Origin of the sequence: Aestuariimicrobium soli (genome assembly GCF_051192575.1) — a bacterium.
GTDB lineage: Bacteria > Actinomycetota > Actinomycetes > Propionibacteriales > Propionibacteriaceae > Aestuariimicrobium > Aestuariimicrobium soli.
Map to the genome: position 1 here is coordinate 511063 of NZ_JBPJSQ010000006.1, position 18105 is coordinate 529167.

The window sequence follows — 18105 nt, forward strand, 5'->3', positions numbered from 1 at the left end:
CCAGGTGGCGGCGGGCCTGAAGGATCAGTAGGCGGCGGTGAAGCGCTGGTTCACGTGCTTGCGGTTCTCGACCTCGTCGAGGATGGCGATCGCCAGGTCGGCGCCGGAGATGAAGGACTCACCCTTCTCGTCCGAGAGCAGCACGTCGCCACCGAGGCGGAACTGGCCGGTCTTCTCGCCGGGAGCGAAGCCGCCGAAGCCGGCTGCGGGGCTGATGTAGAACCAGTCGAGCTTGGTGTCGTTGGCGCGCAGGTCATCGAGCACGTCGGCCATCTCGAGCGACTCGGCCTTGTAGGCGTCGGGGAACTCGGGGGTGTCGACCAGACGCGGGCCACCCTCGGCGACGTAGAGCGATCCGGCTCCTCCGACCACGCCCAGGCGGGTCTCACCGTCGGCGGCAAGCTCGGCCAGCTGGGCGACGGCGGGACGCACACGCCCCTCCATGTCACCGCGCGGCGACAGGCTCACCAGCACGACGTCGTGGTCGTCGACCACCTTCTCGGCGGTGGCGCGATCGGTCAGGTCGGCGCCGGTCGACCGGCTGAGGCTGGTCACGTGGTGGCCGCGGGCGGTGGCCTCGTCCACGAGGTGGGTGCCGAGGTAGCCGGTAGCGCCTGCGACGGCGATGCGCAGCGGGGTGGTGGTCATGAGGGGTCCTCTCAGAAGTAGTTCAACCTTCAAACGTCTTGAGGGGCTGGATTTGTTCCGGCCCCTCCGATGCGGAGGACGGGCTGGCGAAGGATCGTCCGAAGTTTCTCGGGCGCGACCCGGCGGGGATCGGAGAAGTAGATCTCGTGGTGGCGTCCGGTCAGGCGCAGGTCGTGGGCGGGGACGAACTCGTGGTGCAGGCGGTCGAGCACGGGGGCCTCGTCGTCGAAGGGGCCGAGATGCAGGGTCTGCACGCAGAGCCCCTCATCGATTGGTTCGAGACGCAGCCGGTCCATCAGGGGAGGTCGCTTGGTGGTGCGAACGTGCTCGAGCACGTCGCTGACAAGGTCGGACGAGAGCCAGTCCGGCACCAGGTTCAGCACGGTCCACTGCCAGGCGGACTTGTCGCGGGCAGTGGTGAACACGCTCAGGTCGTCGGCCCACCACAGGGCCTCCAGGGGTGGCACCACGTAGTCGCGGCCCGCCGCCTTGCTCGCGAACTTGAGGGCGTAGGCCGCGGGGTAGAGGGTGGCGAGGGCGTCGGCGTACTCGGGTGCGACGTTGGGATCGCCCGAGCCGGTGACGGCGAGGTACCGACGCGGCGGCACGGTGACCATCTCGAAGTCGCTGGCTGGCGCGGTGTAGTCGGGAAGGGTGCGCTTGAGGTCGGTCTTGGCGGGCATCGCGACTCCTGTGACCTGATGGCTGGGGACTTGCGGTTGGGGAGGGGACGGGTGGGGCCCATCGTCCCAAGGCGGCGGTGCGGGTGGGAGTGGCGGCACGCTGTCGATGGCGGGTAGACTCGGCGGTCGGTCCGTCGGCAGCTGCTGCAGGGCCGGATGAGGGGCTATGGCGCAATTGGTAGCGCACCTGCTTTGCAAGCAGGGGGTTAGGGGTTCGAGTCCCCTTAGCTCCACCAGTTCTCAGAGGTACTGGAACAGTCGACACCGGTGCTGGTGTCAGGGCGACGAAGGGCTCAGCGAGCCGGATCGTCGCCCTTTCGTCGTCATAGTGGCCGTCGTCATAGTGGCCCCAGGGTCTTCTCGACGGCGGCCTCCAGCTCAAGCGTCTCCAGCACGGTGAGGAGTTGCCGTTCCTCGTATCTGAAGTGGTTCTCCATCAGTGCGCCGATGCCCTCGAGGTGACGATCGAGCTCGTCGGCAGGGGCGGCGCGGTCCACCGCCACGGCCAGCTCGTTGAGCAGGTAGTCGATCATGGAGTGGTCGCGTTCGAGCGAGCGTAGGACGGGCGCGAGGTGCGGATGAGCGGCCTCGATGGCGGGGAACAGCGAGCGGTCTTCCCCTCGATGGTGGGCATCGAGCGCGGTGCAGAATCCGTGGCAGTACAGCAGCAGGTCACGGGCTGGGCTCGTTGCTGCTTCTCCGGCATGCACGGCCTCGCGCGTGACGCGCAAGGCCTCGCGGAGGCGTGAGTGAACGCGACGCAGTTCATGGCTCCAAGCGATCAGCCTTGTCGTCTCGCGGTCAGACCGTCTTCTGGTCACGTGGCCGGTTCCTCGACCACGTAGAACCAACGCCCACCCTCCCGGACGAACCGCGACCGCTCGTGTTGCACCCCAATGTCAGGCGACCCCGGCACCAGGTAGGTCGCGCGGAACTCCACGATGCCGCCGCTGTCGTCCGCCCCGCCCGCCACAGTGTCGATGATCTGCAGTCCGCGCCACGTGGGGTTGTCGGTCAGATCGAGGGAGTCCGGACGAGTCGACGGGTGCCACGAGGCCAGCAGCCACTCCGCGTCACCCGCCTTGAAGGCGGCGAATCGGGAGCGCATCAGCGCCTCGGCGGTCGGGGGCCCGTCGTCATCCACTCCCCCAGTCTCACTGAACCGGGCCGACCCGCCCGCCGGCTCACCTACATTTCCTGCACTCACGCACCATTCGCAGCCGATGGGGCCACCTGGACCTGCATTTTGTGCCCGGGATGCACCACCTGCAGGCTGACTCGTCCACGGTTGCCCCTTCCACAGCGACAGTTCAGACCGGCACCCACCATCCCGACCTCACCACCACCCGTGCGAAGCTGACACCATGACCGAGCCGCAGACTTCGTCCACCCAAGGTCCCAAGCAGGCGCACTCCCGCGAGCGCGCCGAGGTCGACGCAGCCATCCATCACCTGCACGAACCGCACGACACCGGGTCGGTGGGTCAGCGGCTGAACTGGCTCCGGGCCGGCGTGCTGGGCGCCAACGACGGCATCGTCTCGGTGGCCGGCGTCGTGGTCGGCGTCGCGGCCGCCGCCCCCCACAACACCACGGCCATCGCGACCGCTGGCCTGGCCGCCCTGGTTGCGGGTGCGTTCTCGATGGCCGGCGGCGAGTACGTGTCGGTGTCGACCCAGCGGGACACCGAGCAGGCGCTCATCGCCAAGGAGATCCGCGAGCTGCGTGAGATGCCCGACGAGGAACTGGCGGAGCTCGCCGGCATGTATCGCGAGCGCGGCCTGTCGGAGCAGTTGGCCCAGCAGGTCGCCGAGGAACTCACCGCCCACGACGCCCTGGCCGCGCACGCCGAGGTCGAACTGGGCATCGACCCCGAGGAGCTGACCAGCCCGTGGTTGGCGGCGTTCTCGTCGTTCGTGGCCTTCACCGTGGGAGCGCTGATTCCGTTCCTGATGGTGCTGCTGCCGTGGGGCAACGCCATCGTGAACACCGCCGTGGCCGTCGTGATCGGGCTGTTCCTCACCGGCTGGATCAGCGCCACGCTCGGCCAGGCCCCGGTCGCGCGGGCGGTCGTCCGCAACGTGGTGATGGGGTCGGTGACGATGGCCGCGACCTACGGCATCGGCCTGCTGTTCGGCGTCGTCACCTCCTGACCCGCACCCAGCGCAGGGGGGTCCTCGCCCTACCTCCCTCAGCGGACGATCCCCTGCGAGAATTCAGGGGAGCGAGCGTTCAGGGAAGCCCTGATCAGGAGGAGAAACCATGGCAGACAAGGTCACCGCCGGCCGCGACGTTCTCGGCGAGTTCGCGCCCACCTTCGCGACGCTCAACGACGACGTGCTCTTCGGGCAGGTCTGGGCGCGCGAGGAGCAGTTGTCGGCCCGCGATCGCAGCATCGTCACCGTCACGGCCCTGATGGCCAGTGGTGTGCTCGATTCGTCCCTCAAGCATCACATCCAGCGCGCGAAGGCCAATGGGGTCACCGGCGACGAGTTGGCCGAGGTGCTCACCCACGCGGCCTTCTACGCCGGGTGGCCCAAGGCGTGGGCGGCGTTCCGCCTCGCCAAGGAGGTTTACGAGGGCTGACCCGCACAAGCAGCGGTCGCAGCCTCCCTGCCACCTCGGTCGACGCTCACGTCGACCGTCGCCCACGGCAGCATCGCGTGCACCAACGGACCGATCGCCAGCGCGTACACGACCGTCCCCACGCCGACCGCCCCACCGAGCACCCACCCGAGCGCCAACACGGCCACCTCCAGTGACGTTCGGACGAGCCGGACCGATCGTCCGGTGCGCCGCACCAGTCCGGTCATCAGCCCATCGCGGGGCCCGGGGCCGAGCTGCGACCCGATGTACAGGGCCCCGGCGAGTCCGTTCAGCACGACGCCGCCGGCGAGCATCAGCCCTCGTCCGACCCACCCGGAGGGCTCGACCAACACCGCGAGCGAGGCGTCGGTGGCGAGCCCGATCACCACCACGTTCGCGACCGTGCCGAGCCCCGGAATCTGGCGCAGGGGAATCCACCCGAGCAGCACCAGGGCGCCGACGATGATCACCACCGTGCCGAATGACAAGGGCAGTTGCGCCGCGAGCCCGGAATGCAGCACGTCCCAGGGGTCGAGCCCCAGCGAGCCGCGGATCATCATCGCCATCGAGAAGCCGTAGAGCGCCAGCCCGATCATCAGCTGCACCAGTCGGCGGGCCAATCGGGGGGCGCGCAGTTGCTCCAGCGGGGTCAGGTGGGCGAGCTCGGTCTTGGTCACCCCTCAAGAGTGCGACCAGATTGGCCTTCCCCGAAAGAGCCAATTGCGCAACACTGGACTGCATGGGACCCCTCATCAGTGCCCACCGGGTGGCCGATCTGCTCGGAGACTTCGAACGCAACCCCGCCTATCGCGGCGTCGCGCGGGGCATCGAACTGCTGATCGGCGAGGGCCGCATCGCCCCGTCGACCCGGCTGCCCGGCGAACGCGAGCTCGCGGACGCCCTCGGACTGAGCCGCACCACCATCACCCGCGCCTACGCGCACCTGCGCGATTCCGGCTTCGCGACGGCGCGCCAGGGGTCGGGTCACTACACCCGCATTCCGGGCGGCCGCGCCCGCCTGCTCGACCGTGCGCTCACGCCCCGCGCCGTGCTGGCGGACGACCTGATCGACCTCACCTGCGCGGCCACCTCGGCACCCCCGGGGCTCGCCGAGGCCTACCAGCGCGCCGCCGCAGCCCTGCCGCCCTACCTGTCGGCCCAGGGCTACTACCCCGCCGGTCTGCCCGATCTGCAGGCCGCCATCGCCGACACCTACAACGAGCGGGGACTGGCCACTCGTCCCGAACAGATCATGGTCACCCCGGGAGCCCTGGCGGCCACCGCCATCGTCGCCCACGCGCTCACCCGCGCCGGCGAGCGGGTGCTGGTCGAGGCCCCCGTCTACCCGAACGCCACCCAGGCGCTGGGGCTGCGCGGCGCCCGGCTGGTCGCCGCCGAGGTCGACCCCGACCACTGGGACCTCGACGTCGTCGCCTCCCGCCTGCGCCGCGACACGCCGCGCCTCGCCTACCTGATCCCCGACTTCCAGAACCCCACCGGCCTGCTGATGGACGAGCGCCAGCGCTCCGACTACGCGGGTCTGCTCGCGCGCCACCGCACCACGGCGGTGGTGGACGAGGCCCATCAGGCGCTCGCCCTCGACGGCCAACCGATGCCGGCGCCGTTCGCGGCCTTCTCGCCGACCGCGCTGACGGTGGGGTCCGCGAGCAAGTCGGTCTGGGGCGGGCTGCGGCTGGGCTGGATTCGGGTTCCCGACCGCGACAGCTTCGACGCGATGATGTCGGCGCGGGTCAGCCTCGACCTGGGCGCACCGGTGCTCGAACAACTGGTGCTGCTCGAGATTCTGCGCGACCCCGACCTGCGAGCGGCCATCACCGAGGCCCACCGGGAGCGACTCCACGAGCAACGCGGGGCCCTGGTCTCGGCCCTCACCGAACGCCTGCCCGACTGGGAGTTCCGCGTGCCGGGCGGCGGCCTCGCGCTGTGGTGCCGACTGCCGCGCCCGGTGGCCCTCGACCTGGTGGACGAGAGCGAACGCCGCGGCGTGCTGGTGTCGCCGGGTCCGCTGTTCTCGGTGGACGGCGGGCTGAGTTCCTACGTGCGCATTCCCTGGATCAGGCCCGCCGAGCAGCTACGGCAGGCGGTCGACCGGCTGGACGAGGCATGGCAGCAGGTCGAATCGGGGCGCTCGGTGGGGTCGCCCCGGCAGAGGGTGCTGATCGCCTGAGGGTGTGGGCCGCTGCGTCTGAGTTGGGCTGGCTCGGTCGGTTCGGCCGTCCGGCGTGGGAAATGCGCGCCCGAAACGCCGTTCGTCGCCCGTGTGGGGAACGAACCCCGTTTCAGACGCGCATTTCCCACACTTTTCGCCGCGCCCCGGCGCCAGCGCCACCCCGCTCCCCCGCTCGGAGCCGCTCGGCATGCGCCGTTCCGGGCATACCCCTGACAAGAGTTCCTAGATTCTGCACGGCAACCTCTTGCCCATGCGCCCTCCGCATACTAGATTCCAGATCACGCGCAGAGCAGCGCACAGAGAAGGAGCGGCGGAGTGGCCGATCACGACACCCCCCCACGGGCTGGGCGGGGGCAACGGGCAAACCGGATAGACCAGGCAGCCCCAGCAACCGAATCAGCCCCAGCAACCCAGACCTCCCCAGCAACCCAGGACCCTCAGGTGCAGTCCCTGGCCAAGGGCATGGAGATCCTGCGCGTGCTCACCGAGGCCGACGGCCCCGTCACCGCCACCGAACTCGCCCGCCGCACCGACATGCACCAGAGCTCGGCCTCCCGGGTGCTGCAGACCCTCACCACCGCCGGCTACGTGCGCAAGACCACCCACGGATTTCTCCCCGACTACGGCGTGCTCAGCCTTGCCCAGTCGGTCACCAAGTTTCCGCTGGTCGTGCGCCTGCAGCGCACCATCGAGCTGATCGCCGACGAGCACCCTGGCTACCAGGTGAACCTCGCCATGCTCTTCCGCGGCGAGATCACCTACCTGTGCCGCGCCCGTGCCGGCCAGCACGCCGTCACCGCGTGGGGCTTCCCGCTGCACGTCTCGTCCGCGGCCCTGCGCGCCCTCGTCGACCTGCCGCGCGACGAGGCCATCACCGCCCTGCGCGAGTCCCGCCGCCGGTGGGGCTGGAACCGCACCAACGAGGCCGTTCCCGCCACCGAGGACGAGGTGCTCGGCTGGGCCACCGCCCATGTCGAACATGACGTGCTCGTGCTCGACGGCTGGCACGAGAACTCCGTGTCGGGGGCGATTCCGATCAACTCCGGCGAAGTCCACCCGACCGTTCTCGCCATCTCAGGCGACCGACCCCACGCCACTCCCACCGAGCTGGCCTTCCTGCTCCACGATGCCCGCCGTCGCGTCGAGGCACTGCTCACCACCACCCCGAAAGGTCAACGATGATCACCACCAATCCCGTCCTGCCCGATCCCGCCAAGCTGACGACCCTCTCCCGCCGCACCCTGCTCGCGGGCATCGGGGCCACCGCGGCCGCCACCGCGCTGGCGGCGTGCTCGTCCGATGAGACGCCCGCCTCGACGGACGGCAAGCTGTCGGGCTCCATCAACGTGTGGGGTGGCGTGCCGCCCGAGAACGGCCCCCAGGAACTGGTGGACGCGTTCATGAAGGCCAACCCTGGCACGACCGTCACGTACACCCGCTTCGTGAACGACGACCAGGGCAACCTGAAGCTCGACACGGGCCTGCAGGGTGGCAGCGACATCGACGTGTTCACCACCTACTCCATGCCCCTGCTGGCGCAGCGCGTCGGCGCCGGGCTGGCGGCCGACCTGAGCGACAAGATCGCCGGGGTGAAGGAGTTCGCCCCCTACGCCGCCAACGCCGACCCGGTGCAGAACTTCACCCACGACGGCAAGGTCTACGGCATTCCCGCGCAGACCAGCCCCACCACGGTGCTCGCCAACCTCGACATGTTCGAGAAGGCCGGCATCACCCCGCCCGAGTCGTGGTCCTTCGACGAGTACCGCGACGTCGCCAAGAAGCTCAGCCAAGGCAACGTCAAGGGCTCGTTCAACGCTCCGCCCTCGGCCCGCGCCACGCTGGGGCCCGACGCCTACTACGCGGCCGACGGCAAGTCGTCCAACTTCCGCAACGAGGCCTTCCGGCAGGAGATCCAGCGCAACCTCGACATGTCGAACGAGGGTTCGGCGATGGACATGAAGACGATCCTCGCCGAGAAGCTGCAGGTCTACACGCAGGGGCCGTTCCTGCAGGGTCGCGTCGGCATGATCACCAGCCAGCTGTTCCTGGTGCGCTACATCTCGAACCTCAAGGAGTTCCCGCACGACTTCAAGACGATCGCGCTGCCCCAGCCCGGCCCGTCGGCCTCCGACGACGGCTGGAACACCGGCGCCGTCGGCGACATCCTGTCGGTCAACTCCAAGAGCAAGAACCCCGATCTGGCCTGGGCGCTGATCGAGTTCTGGATGAAGAACGCAGCCAAGTACATGACCAAGGGCGGGCGCCTGCCCTCCCTGGCCGGCGACGAGACCCCCGACTCGCTGCTCGGGCAGCTGCTGGGTGCCGATGCCGAGAAGATCTACGACGTCGCCAGCTTCAAGAAGATGCTGTTCGAGCGCAAGAACAAGATCATCGTCGACACCAAGTTCGCCGCCGCCGCGCAGATCACCCAGATCATGACCCAGCTCTCGCAGGAGGTGCTGCTGGGCACTCGTCCGGTCGACTCCTACATCGACGAGCTGGCCAAGCAGGCCGACGCGGCCATCGGCAAGGCGAGCTGAGCCGATGACGGCACCCGTCACCATCGCGGACGACGCCCCCGCCGACCTCACGCCCGAGCCCACCGGGCGTCGCGGCCGGGGTGGCCGGGGCGGCGCCCGCGGGCAGCGGTCGCACCTCGGCCCGGGTGGGGTCTCCACCCGGGCGGGGTGGTACTTCCTGATGCCCAACCTGCTCGGCTACATCGGCTTCACCGCCGTGCCGGTGCTGTTCGCCATCGGGATCGCGTTCACCTCGTGGAACGTGGTCTCGGGGCTGGGCGGCATCAAGCCCGTAGGGTTGGAGAACTTCACCGACCTGCTCTCGAGCCAGCAGTTCTGGAGCGCCGTCGGCCGCACCCTCTATTACGGCGGGGTGAGCGTGCCGCTCACCCTCATCCTGGGGTTGCTGCTGGCGTTGGCGCTGAACTCCGACGTGGTCGGACGAGGTCCGCTGCGGCTGGTGTTCTTCATGCCCACCATCGCCAACCAGATCGCCGTCGGGTTCGTGTGGTTGCTGATGCTGCACCCGACCAGCGGCCTGGTGAATGTCGCCCTGCAGGCGCTGGGCTGGTCGGAACCGCCGGCGTGGTTGACCTCGCAGTCGACGGTGATTCCCGCGCTGATCATCATTCACGTGTGGGGTGGGGTCGGGTTCCAGGCGTTGATCCTGGTGGCCGCGCTGCAGTCGGTGCCGAGCGAGTTGTACGAGGCCGCCCAGCTCGACGGCGCCAATGCGTGGCGCCGATTCTGGACGATCACTGTGCCCGCGCTGATGCCCACGATCACGTTCCTGCTGATCAACGCGCTGATCGGGCAGTCGCAGGGGTTCGGGTTGATCGCGTTCCTCACCCAGGGCGGGCCGGGGGCGGCATCGACGACCCTGCCGTACCTGATGTACCAGAACGGCTTCCAGTTCTACCGCTTCGGCTATGCGGCCGCCATCGGCCTGTTGAGCTTCGTCGGCGTGGCCGTGCTGGCCGGCTCCTTCTGGCGGTTCCAGCGTGACAAGGGGATGGCGTCGTGAGTGTCTCGTCCAAGGTGATGCCCGAGTCGTCCGTGGCTCGGAACGATGACGTGGTCTGGCACACGCCCCGGCGCAATCGTCCGGCGGCGCGGGTGCGGCGCTACGTGTTCAGTGCGCTGCTGTGGGCGCTGGGGCTGCTGTTCCTGGTGCCGTTCGCGTGGATGGTGTCGAGTTCGCTGAAGACCAATCTGGAGGTCTTCCAGATTCCGGTGCAGTGGATTCCGAAGGACCCGCAGTGGTCGAACTACGTCGAGGTGTGGACGGGGTCGAAGTCGATCGCCCGCTACTTCCTCAACTCGACCATCGTGGCCGCGGTCAGTGTCGTCGGCGACGTGCTCACCGCCTCAATGGCCGGCTACGCGTTCGCTCGGCTGTCGTTCAAGGGGCGCGACAAGGCGTTCCTGATCTACCTGGCGACCACCATCATTCCGTTCCAGTTGCTGCTGATCCCCCGGTTCATGCTGTTCCGTCAGCTGGGGCTCTACAACACGCTGTGGGCGCTGATCCTGCCGGGCATCTTCACGGTCTTCGGCACGTTCCTGCTGCGGCAGTTCTTCGTCGGGGTGCCGTCGGAGCTCGGCGAGGCGGCCCGCATCGACGGTGCCGGCGAATGGCGCGTGTTCTGGAGCGTCTACCTGCCGTTGGCGAGGCCGATCCTCGCGGCGCTGGCGATCATCCAGTTCGTGGGCTCGTGGAACAACTACGAGTCGCCGCTGATCATGCTGTCGACCGACAAGCACTACACGCTGCCCCTGGGGTTGACGCAATTCGTCGACGCCGACGGCGGCCTTTCTGCCGGTCTCGCGATGGCGGCCTCCGTGTCGTCCGTGCTGCCGGTGTTCCTGGTGTTCCTGGTCTTCCAGCGCCAGTTCGTTGATTCGATGGTCCATGCGGGCCTGCGAGGGTGAGGGTTGTCTGATGCGTCAGGTCGAGATCGACTGCGATGTCGCGGTGATCGGCGGAGGGCTCGCGGGGGTGTGCGCCGCGGTCGCGGCCGCCCGGAACGGCTCCAAAGTGGTGCTGCTGCAGAACCGCGGGGTGCTGGGTGGCAACTCTTCGTCCGAGGTGCGCGTGTGGGTGTGCGGCGCGACCGCGCACGGCGTGCACCAGTGGGCGCGCGAGACCGGAATCATGGGTGAACTGTTCGTCGAGAACCAGTTCACCAACCCCGAGGGCAACCCCTATTACTGGGATCTCGTCGTGGGCGAGGTCGTCCGCCGTGAACCCAACATCGATCTGTGGCTCAACACCGACGTGCGCGAGATCACCGCGGACGAGTCGGGGGTCAGCTCGGTGCGCGGGTGGCAGATGGGCTCGGAGACCGTGGTGACGGTGCGCGCGTCGGCGTTCGTCGACGCGACCGGCGACGGGCTGGTGGGCGCGCTCGCGGGTGCGGAGTTCTCGACCGGGCGCGAGGCGCGCTCGGTGTACAACGAGGACTGGGCGCCCGACGAGCCCGACTCCAAGACGCTGGGCTCGACGATTCTGTTCTACACGAAGGATCGTGGGGCGCCGTCGAAGTTCGTGAAGCCCGACTGGGCGATCGACATCACCGACATTCCCGAGAAGAACCGCCGGACGATCCGCAGCACCATGAATGGCTGCGACTACTGGTGGATCGAGTGGGGTGGCGACCGCGACGTCGTCGACGACAACGAGCTGATCCGCGACGAACTGCAGGCCGTGGTCTACGGCATCTGGGACCACATCAAGAACTCCGGGCTGTACGACGACGTCGAGCATCGCACCCTGGAGTGGATCGGATCGCTGCCCGGCAAGCGCGAATACCGCCGCTTCGTGGGCGACCACGTGCTCACCCAGCACGACATCATCGGACGAGCCGAGTTCCCCGACACCGTTGCTTTCGGCGGCTGGTCGATCGACCTGCACCCGCCGGGCGGCATCTACGCCCCGGAGGCGCCGTCGCGGCACTGGCACCCGCTGGGCAACTACCCGATTCCGCTGCGCTGCCTGTACTCGCGCAACGTGCCGAACCTGTGGTTCGCGGGGCGCAACATCTCGGCCAGCCACGTGGCGTTCGGCTCGACGCGAGTGATGGCGACGTGTGCGGTGCTGGGTGAGGCGGCCGGGCTGGGGGCGTCGCTGGCGGTGGCGAACGGGCTCTCCCCGCGAGAGTTGGCGACGGAGCGGTTCGAGCTGATGAAGCACGCGCTGACAAGGACCGATGCGTCGGTCTTCGGGGTGCTCAACGACGATGGCGAGGATCTGGCCAGGGTGGCGCGGGTGACGGCGTCGTCGGTGGAGACGCGGTTGGAGTCGCTGCCCTCGGGTGGTGGCTCGGGTGAGTCTGGCGCTGACGATGAGGCCGCCGAGAAGGTCGGTCAGGTGGACGAGGTGCCCGCCGAAGGTGAGGACCCCGATCACAACCGCGACCCCGAGGGACTGGTGCCGCTGGGCACCGGGGTGGCGCTGCTGCTGCCGCAGGGTTCGGGGGTGGATGCGCTCGAGCTGTGGGTGACCTCGGAGGCCGGCGCGACCCTCGAGCTGACGGTGCACGAGTTGGAGAAGGCCCAGGACACGGCCCCGACGGAGGTCGTGCTGGGAACGGTGCGGACGACGGTGGGTGCGGGTGCGGGTTGGGCGCGGTTCGACCTCTCGTCTGTTCCCGCCACCGCAGGTCGAGTAGGAGCGACCTCCCCCACCGCTGGTCGAGTAGGAGCGACGAAGGAGCGACGTGTCGAGACCACCTCCGACACCGACCCCGCGACTCAGGTCGGCAACCTCTTCGTCTCCGTGACGCTGGTCGACGGCGACGCGCAGGCCCTGGTCGGGGATGCCCCCGTCAACGGCGTGATCGCGTTCACCCGCCGCACGCTCGACCCCACCGAGGAGTGGAGCGAGCAGTGGCGCGAGTGGAAGGTGGTCGGCTCACTCAAGCCGTTCTGCTTCCGCGTTCCCGGCGGGACGACGGCCTATGCGGCGGAGAACGTCGTCGGGGGCTACGGGCGTCCTTATGGCGGGCCCCAGATGTGGTGCTCGTCCGAAGTGGACGACGAACCGACCCTGCAGCTCGACTGGGATGCCCCGGTGACCGTGGGTGAGGTGCAGGTGGTGCTGGACGACGACCTGGCCACCGACCTGATCAACCTGCATCACCACATCACGCCGGATGAGGTGATGCCGACGCTGCTGCGTGATTACGACGTGGAGGCGCTGGTGGGGGACGAGTGGCGGGCCGTGGCGCAGGTGCGGGACAACCGACGTCGGCATGTGCGGCACCGACTGGACGAGCCGGTGTCCGCGCGCGCGGTGCGGGTGAGGGTTGCCCGGACGAATGGTGCGGCCCGGGCGCATGTGAGCAAGATCCGGGTGTACGGGGACTAGGGAGGTCTCGTCGGTCGTCGGTCGAGTGGGAGCGAGGAACGAGCGACGTGTCGAGACCACGACCCCGACGCCCACCCGCACCAGCCTTCGTCGGTCGAGTAGGGAGCGAAGCGACCATCTCGAGGCCACGAAGCTGCCCCTCCCCCGCCGCACCGATCCATAACGGCGTTACCCTGCGAGTTCTTGCCACCCCATGGCAAGAACTCGCACCGTGACACCGTTACGGATCGGTCCGCGCTGGCAAGGCTGGGCCAGGTCGCTCACCCAGCCCCACCAGAGTTATCCACAGGTTTCAGATTCCGCGCCCCAATGGCCCCCTCGTTTGTTTGACTGCCACCCATGACACAGACCAGGCGGACGACCTACGGCGCAGCCCTCATCGGAGCAACCCTGCTCCTGGGCGCCGCCGCCTGCGATGGATCCACGGCCGGAGAGAGCGTCACCCCAGTGGTTCCAACCACTGCGACCCCTTCGACGACACCCACCACGAAGGCATCGACGCCGACCCCGTCAGCATCGACCCCTGCCGACCTACCGTCGGCACCCAGCACGGTCATCCCCACCGCCACCGGCAGCCAACCCCCCAACTCGCCCGCCCTCCTCAAGGAAGCCGAAGCGGTGGTGCGGATCTACGTCTATGAGTCGCTCAAGGCTGAGTCGCAAGCACAGACCACGCTGAGCCCCGAGCTCGAGGCAACCGTCATGGATCCCTACCGAACGCAGCTCCTCACATACCTGAAGGATGTGAAGAAGGACGGCCTGACGTTTGAGAACGTGAAGGCCGCCGAGGTGACGGGTATTCGTCCGACGCAGTCGCAAGCCAAACCCGGGTGGCAGGCCGCAGTCAGTGCCTGCCGCAAGTTCGACAGGGTCACCGTGATCGACAAGACAGGCAAGCGGATGCCAGGTCCGGTCTATCGTGACCAGTTCTTTCTCAAGCGCAGTTCCAATGGCCAACTGCGCATCTTCGGCGTCGTGACTGAGCTGGCCGACAAATGTTGAGGAAGTCTGCCCGTCTCGCAGCGGTAGCCGCACTCAGCCTCTCCTGGCTGGCCATCCCAACGCAGGCGAGTGCGGAACGCTGCTACGCGACGGAGGCCGCGGCTGGCCTTGGCGGACGTGTCAGCACACGGTTCGTGTGCACCGGGGACAGCAAGTCGGAGGCCGCGATTGATGACGCGATCAAGACGTCGAAGCGACAACTCACCGAGGAAGAACTGATCGCCATCATTGCCAGCTGCGACTCTGTCGGAGCCGCCGCAGACACCTTCGACAAAGACCGCCCCTGCGAACCCAAAGCCGCCACCGTCAACGTCCCCGCCGTCGCCCGCCAAGCAGCCCTCGCCCTCACCGTCCCCACACCCGACCTGACCATCGGACCCAACCCCGCCAACAACCAGTGGAACATGATCCCGGTGAACTTCCCCATCTGGCTCCAATCCACCACCCCCACCCACCTCACCACCACCGTCACCAGCCAAGGCATCACCATCACCCTCAACGCCGTCCGCAACCACGTCACCATCACCACCGGAGACGGCACCACCCTCACCTGCCACACCCTCCCCCAACGCCCCACCTACACCACCGACCTCCCCACCTCCCCCAACTGCGGACACACCTACCGCACCCAAGGCGACTACACCCTCACCGCCACCAGCACCTGGACCATCACCTGGACCGCCGTCGGACAAACCGGAACCATCACCACCACCAACACCTCCACCACCCACCTCGACATCGGCGAACTCGAAACCGTCCTCGTCAAACCACCCGCCTGAGCCGGTCATCCCCTCGCCAGCGGCCGACTACCCTCCTGACATGACCATCGACGAGTTCCTGGCGATCGTCCGGGCCGAACAGCTCGACCTCCCGGTGCTGCCTGGCGGCACCCGTCGACCGGACGCGGTCGCCCTCGAGGTCGACGAGGCGAACGGCCAGCCACCTCGCTGGAGGGTCAGCATCCTGAGCGAGCGCGCCTGGCCCCTCGATTCCACCGTCCGCACCTTCACCAGCGAATCGGACGCCCTCGAGCACGCGCTGCTCAAGCTCCGACAAAGCAAGACGCTTCGCGAGAGGATCGCGAGCCGCAGCGAACGACCACGACCCGAGGTCGGAGAGCGGTGAACCTCAGCGAGGCCATCGTCGTCCGGCTGCGGAACTACCCCCAGAGCAACGAGGCCGAGTTCCTCGCGACAGTCACCCACCCGGACGACCGCGCTGCCGTCGACACGATCCTGCGCGAGCGCACTCACCGCCCCATGGACCCCGACTCGGGAGCGACGCTAAGCCCCCGACCACCCCGACTGGGCAGAGCTGCCGATCAACCTCGCCCGCTCAGCCGCCACGATCTCACGAGCCAGCTGGGCATCCGAGATGTCGAATGCTTCCGGGGCACTCCCCGCCGTGTCCGAGATCCGCGCGAACTGCGAGAACAACCCAGACTTGCGCTCCAAGATGTCGGTGATGCGCTCGTCCACGGCATCTTCCGACAGCAGCCGATGCACCTGCACCGACTCCAGTTGCCCCATGCGGCGCGCCCGCGCAATGGCCTGCCACTCCGTCGTCGGCTTGAGCTGCGGCTCACAGATCACCACCACCGACGCGGCCTGGATGTTCAGCCCGACGCCGCCGGCCACAATCTGCGCCACCAAGACCGCGCCATGCGGAGCCTGTGAGAACTCGTCGACCATGCGCTGGCGTTCGTCCGGTGAAACCGACCCGGTCAGCGGACCGAACACTCGGCCGGGCAGAATGCCGACCACCGCGTCCAGCACCGACAGGAAGTTCGAGAACACCAGCACGCGCCGGTCGTTGTCCTCGGCCTCCTCGACGATGTCGAGCAGGCGCTGCAGCTTCTCGGATTCCGCCCCGGCGCGCATCGCCGCCTGCCTCATCGCCATGAAGTTCCCGGCCTCGACGGCCCTGCGGTAGTGCTCCTCGTCCGCGGGTGACAAGGGCATCCACTCGTCGACCTCGACCAGTTCGGGCAACTCAGAGAGCACGTCCTCCTGGTTGCGTCTCAGGTACGCCGGCGCGACCTCGCGGCGAAACTGCACGGGCGCCAGCTCCGAGGCGTTGACCACCAGGTCGGGGCGCACATACCCCACGAGATTGCGGAACTCATCGATGCGGTTCTCCAGCGGCGTTCCGGTGAGTAGAATGACGTGCCCGGACCGTCGAATCAGCTCGCGCGTCTTGCTCGTGCGCACCGCCGCCGGGTTCTTGATGTAGTGCGCCTCGTCGACGACCAGGCACACCGGTTCGGCTCCGGCGGGAATGCCCTCCCGCTCGAGCCAACTGAGGCTCTCATAGGTCGTCACGGCGACCCCGCCCTGGCGAATCCAGCGGCGCAGTTCGGCGTCCCGAGACGAACCGTGCAACCGTCTGGCGGGCAGGTTCGACTTGGCACTGACCTCGCGCACCCAGTTGGTCACCACTGCCGCCGGACAGACCACCAGAAAATGCTGCGCCCCTTGGGCATACAGGTGTGCGCAGGCCGCCAACGCCTCCACGGTCTTGCCCAGCCCCATCTCGTCGCCGATGATCACCCGCCGTTGCACCAACGCGAACCGCGCCGCGAACGACTGGTACCCGCGCAGCGAGGCGGTCAGGTGCGTGGTGTCGAGGCGCAGGTTGCGGATCTCGTCCACGATCTCGGCCGGCAGATCGCCCGTGCGCGCCGACTCCTGCTCGGCCATCAACCCCAGCTGCGAGAGCATCGCGTAGTAGTCGGCCGGACGAGCCCGAAAGTCGTCCCACGGGTCGGTTGCGGCCCGTTTCGTCCGCTGCGGGGCCGCCCACACGCCACCCGCGTAGGACGACAGCCGCGTCAGCGCAGCCTCGAAGTCGGCGATCGGACGAGCCTGCGGGACGACCACAGCCCACCTCGCCTGCTGCCTCGAGGCGGCCAGCAGCTGTTCCGCCACGGCGCGCGTCTCGTCATCCGCGCTTGCGGGAACGGCGGTGCGCACCTCCTCCCATCGTCCGAGGGCCTGCAACAGGGTGGTGCCGGCAGGGGTGGGGTGGTGCGGATCGAGCCGCAGACGGGCATCGTCGAGCGTCGCCTGCCAGAGCGCCTGGGCGGCGGCGACCGTGCGCGTTCCGGTGGTCGGGCCCATGCCCGGCAGCGCCAACACCCGCTGGCCGGCGGCCAACACCTGGTCGACCGTGTAGAAGCCGGCCCGCTTGAGGGCGTTGAGGCGCAAATGCCCGCTGGTGGCATCCTTCAGCCGATCGACGGGAAGCTGGGCGACCAGGGAGGTGGCCTCGTCTCGCTGCACCTGCTTGGCTGCGCGGGCGACGGTCTCGCGCACCTGGCGTTCGTCGGCGAGGAGCCGTTCGAGGGTCTGGGCGGCGGCGGTGACCAGCTGTAGTTGGGGTGCGGTGTAGAGGGTGGCGCCGTCCCCGAGGTCGGCCGCGAACCCGACCTGCGGGGCGAGGATGGCGCCGGCATCGACGGTCGGCGGTCGCCAGCTGGCCAACTGTTCGAGTTCGGACGTGCAGTCGTGCTGGGCCAGGCCCACGTGCCATTGCTGCAGCCACGTGGCCGCCTCGGCGCCCGCGGACTTGCGTGCTCCGCTGGCGAAGAACCGGCGCAGACCCACGGTGGCCTTGGCTGCCTTCACCTGATGGCCCATGCGTGGATCGGTGAGTTGGTCGACCGTCCGTCGCAGTTGCGCGGACGCTTCGGGCAGGGCTTCGGCGCCGGCGATCTCGTTGACGAGTGCATCATCGGCGCTGGTCAGGGGCAGGATGCGCCAGTGTGGCTGGGTTGCCGGCCCGATCGGCTGGCGGCGGATGAGCAGGGCGTCCTTGGCGCGCTCGGAGTCCCTGATGCGCCTCCACTGACGGACGACCGTCTGGGCGAGGTCGATCAGGTGCTCGGTGCGGGAGATGAGGTCGCGGGTGGTTTGTTGGTCCACGCTCATCCTCCTGCCATCAATGATCGAACTGTGCCGCCTTCGGCATCATGTCAGTAGCTGAAGGGAAGGCGTCCATTCCCGAGCTCGTCATCCACGCCCTCCCTGTCGCCGGCATTCCAGACACGTGCCGCAGCCACCAGGTCACGCCGCATCTGCTGCCGTCCGACGCGATTGTCATGCCGGGGCC

The 18105-nt window shown here is 68.5% G+C and carries 17 protein-coding genes and 1 tRNA gene; 12 read left to right on the plus strand and 6 right to left on the minus strand.

Annotated features, from left to right (window positions below; translation table 11 throughout):
• Positions 1 to 24 precede the first annotated feature (24 nt).
• Entirely contained in the window at positions 25 to 648 is a 624-nt protein-coding gene (locus tag ACSDQ9_RS09060; protein ID WP_435146205.1) for an NAD(P)-dependent oxidoreductase, read from the minus strand.
• Positions 649 to 677: 29 nt separating this feature from the next.
• Positions 678 to 1331 carry a GyrI-like domain-containing protein gene (locus ACSDQ9_RS09065; protein ID WP_435146207.1) on the minus strand — a complete coding sequence of 218 codons (654 nt, stop codon included), beginning with the start codon at positions 1329 to 1331 and terminating at the stop codon, positions 678 to 680.
• 160 nt (positions 1332 to 1491) lie between these two features.
• Between ACSDQ9_RS09065 and ACSDQ9_RS09070 the strand changes: the two genes are divergently transcribed.
• A tRNA-Ala gene (locus tag ACSDQ9_RS09070) sits at positions 1492 to 1567 on the plus strand.
• Positions 1568 to 1669: 102 nt separating this feature from the next.
• Here the strand turns inward: ACSDQ9_RS09070 and ACSDQ9_RS09075 are convergent.
• Both ACSDQ9_RS09075 and ACSDQ9_RS09080 read right to left on the minus strand, forming a co-directional pair.
• Positions 1670 to 2152 carry a hemerythrin domain-containing protein gene (locus tag ACSDQ9_RS09075; RefSeq protein WP_435146209.1) on the minus strand — a complete coding sequence of 161 codons (483 nt, stop codon included), beginning with the start codon at positions 2150 to 2152 and terminating at the stop codon, positions 1670 to 1672.
• Positions 2149 to 2475 carry a YchJ family protein gene (locus tag ACSDQ9_RS09080; RefSeq protein ID WP_435146211.1) on the minus strand — a complete coding sequence of 109 codons (327 nt, stop codon included), beginning with the start codon at positions 2473 to 2475 and terminating at the stop codon, positions 2149 to 2151. The genes ACSDQ9_RS09075 and ACSDQ9_RS09080 overlap by 4 nt, the downstream gene beginning before the upstream one ends.
• A gap of 220 nt (positions 2476 to 2695) precedes the next feature.
• Between ACSDQ9_RS09080 and ACSDQ9_RS09085 the strand changes: the two genes are divergently transcribed.
• A complete protein-coding gene (locus tag ACSDQ9_RS09085) occupies positions 2696 to 3481 on the plus strand; it encodes a VIT1/CCC1 transporter family protein (protein WP_435146212.1) in 786 nt (261 codons plus the stop codon).
• 109 nt (positions 3482 to 3590) lie between these two features.
• Complete coding sequence (locus tag ACSDQ9_RS09090; protein ID WP_435146214.1) at positions 3591 to 3914, plus strand: carboxymuconolactone decarboxylase family protein; 324 nt, start codon at positions 3591 to 3593, stop codon at positions 3912 to 3914.
• Here ACSDQ9_RS09090 and yczE read toward each other — a convergent pair.
• The gene (gene yczE, locus ACSDQ9_RS09095; protein WP_435146215.1) at positions 3902 to 4591 is read right to left on the minus strand and encodes a membrane protein YczE; all 690 of its coding nucleotides are present in this window, start codon (positions 4589 to 4591) and stop codon (positions 3902 to 3904) included. The two genes, ACSDQ9_RS09090 and yczE, sit on opposite strands and share 13 nt — an antisense overlap.
• 62 nt (positions 4592 to 4653) lie before the next feature.
• Between yczE and yczR the strand changes: the two genes are divergently transcribed.
• From yczR to ACSDQ9_RS09140, 9 genes are all read left to right on the plus strand, one after another.
• The gene (yczR, locus tag ACSDQ9_RS09100) at positions 4654 to 6102 is read left to right on the plus strand and encodes a MocR-like transcription factor YczR (protein ID WP_435146217.1); all 1449 of its coding nucleotides are present in this window, start codon (positions 4654 to 4656) and stop codon (positions 6100 to 6102) included.
• Positions 6103 to 6546: 444 nt separating this feature from the next.
• A complete protein-coding gene (locus ACSDQ9_RS09105; RefSeq protein ID WP_435146219.1) occupies positions 6547 to 7287 on the plus strand; it encodes a helix-turn-helix domain-containing protein in 741 nt (246 codons plus the stop codon).
• A complete protein-coding gene (locus ACSDQ9_RS09110) occupies positions 7284 to 8645 on the plus strand; it encodes an ABC transporter substrate-binding protein (protein WP_435146221.1) in 1362 nt (453 codons plus the stop codon). Before ACSDQ9_RS09105 ends, ACSDQ9_RS09110 begins: the two co-directional genes overlap by 4 nt.
• A 4-nt stretch (positions 8646 to 8649) precedes the next feature.
• Entirely contained in the window at positions 8650 to 9648 is a 999-nt protein-coding gene (locus ACSDQ9_RS09115) for a carbohydrate ABC transporter permease (protein WP_435146223.1), read from the plus strand.
• Entirely contained in the window at positions 9645 to 10556 is a 912-nt protein-coding gene (locus ACSDQ9_RS09120) for a carbohydrate ABC transporter permease (RefSeq protein ID WP_435146225.1), read from the plus strand. The genes ACSDQ9_RS09115 and ACSDQ9_RS09120 overlap by 4 nt, the downstream gene beginning before the upstream one ends.
• 10 nt (positions 10557 to 10566) lie before the next feature.
• On the plus strand, positions 10567 to 12993 hold the full coding sequence (locus ACSDQ9_RS09125) for an FAD-dependent oxidoreductase (RefSeq protein ID WP_435146227.1): 2427 nt from the start codon (positions 10567 to 10569) through the stop codon (positions 12991 to 12993).
• Positions 12994 to 13332: 339 nt separating this feature from the next.
• Complete coding sequence (locus ACSDQ9_RS09130; RefSeq protein ID WP_435146229.1) at positions 13333 to 13995, plus strand: hypothetical protein; 663 nt, start codon at positions 13333 to 13335, stop codon at positions 13993 to 13995.
• Between the two features lie 134 nt (positions 13996 to 14129).
• A complete protein-coding gene (locus ACSDQ9_RS09135; protein WP_435146231.1) occupies positions 14130 to 14774 on the plus strand; it encodes a hypothetical protein in 645 nt (214 codons plus the stop codon).
• 40 nt (positions 14775 to 14814) lie between these two features.
• Positions 14815 to 15120 carry a hypothetical protein gene (locus ACSDQ9_RS09140; RefSeq protein ID WP_435146234.1) on the plus strand — a complete coding sequence of 102 codons (306 nt, stop codon included), beginning with the start codon at positions 14815 to 14817 and terminating at the stop codon, positions 15118 to 15120.
• A 158-nt stretch (positions 15121 to 15278) separates the two neighbouring features.
• Here the strand turns inward: ACSDQ9_RS09140 and ACSDQ9_RS09145 are convergent, their stop codons facing one another.
• Positions 15279 to 17918, minus strand: a complete 2640-nt coding sequence (locus ACSDQ9_RS09145; RefSeq protein ID WP_435146236.1) for a DEAD/DEAH box helicase — start codon at positions 17916 to 17918, stop codon at positions 15279 to 15281.
• Positions 17919 to 18105: the final 187 nt, after the last annotated feature.

What these genes read in the sequence shown, in the direction of transcription:
- ACSDQ9_RS09060 (WP_435146205.1), bottom strand. Translation starts at nt 648, where the DNA reads ATGACCACCACCCCGCTGCGCATCGCCGTCGCAGGCGCTACCGGCTAC.
- ACSDQ9_RS09065 (WP_435146207.1), bottom strand. Translation starts at nt 1,331, where the DNA reads ATGCCCGCCAAGACCGACCTCAAGCGCACCCTTCCCGACTACACCGCG.
- ACSDQ9_RS09085 (WP_435146212.1), top strand. Translation starts at nt 2,696, where the DNA reads ATGACCGAGCCGCAGACTTCGTCCACCCAAGGTCCCAAGCAGGCGCAC.
- ACSDQ9_RS09090 (WP_435146214.1), top strand. Translation starts at nt 3,591, where the DNA reads ATGGCAGACAAGGTCACCGCCGGCCGCGACGTTCTCGGCGAGTTCGCG.
- yczR (WP_435146217.1), top strand. Translation starts at nt 4,654, where the DNA reads ATGGGACCCCTCATCAGTGCCCACCGGGTGGCCGATCTGCTCGGAGAC.
- ACSDQ9_RS09110 (WP_435146221.1), top strand. Translation starts at nt 7,284, where the DNA reads ATGATCACCACCAATCCCGTCCTGCCCGATCCCGCCAAGCTGACGACC.
- ACSDQ9_RS09115 (WP_435146223.1), top strand. Translation starts at nt 8,650, where the DNA reads ATGACGGCACCCGTCACCATCGCGGACGACGCCCCCGCCGACCTCACG.
- ACSDQ9_RS09125 (WP_435146227.1), top strand. Translation starts at nt 10,567, where the DNA reads ATGCGTCAGGTCGAGATCGACTGCGATGTCGCGGTGATCGGCGGAGGG.
- ACSDQ9_RS09130 (WP_435146229.1), top strand. Translation starts at nt 13,333, where the DNA reads ATGACACAGACCAGGCGGACGACCTACGGCGCAGCCCTCATCGGAGCA.
- ACSDQ9_RS09140 (WP_435146234.1), top strand. Translation starts at nt 14,815, where the DNA reads ATGACCATCGACGAGTTCCTGGCGATCGTCCGGGCCGAACAGCTCGAC.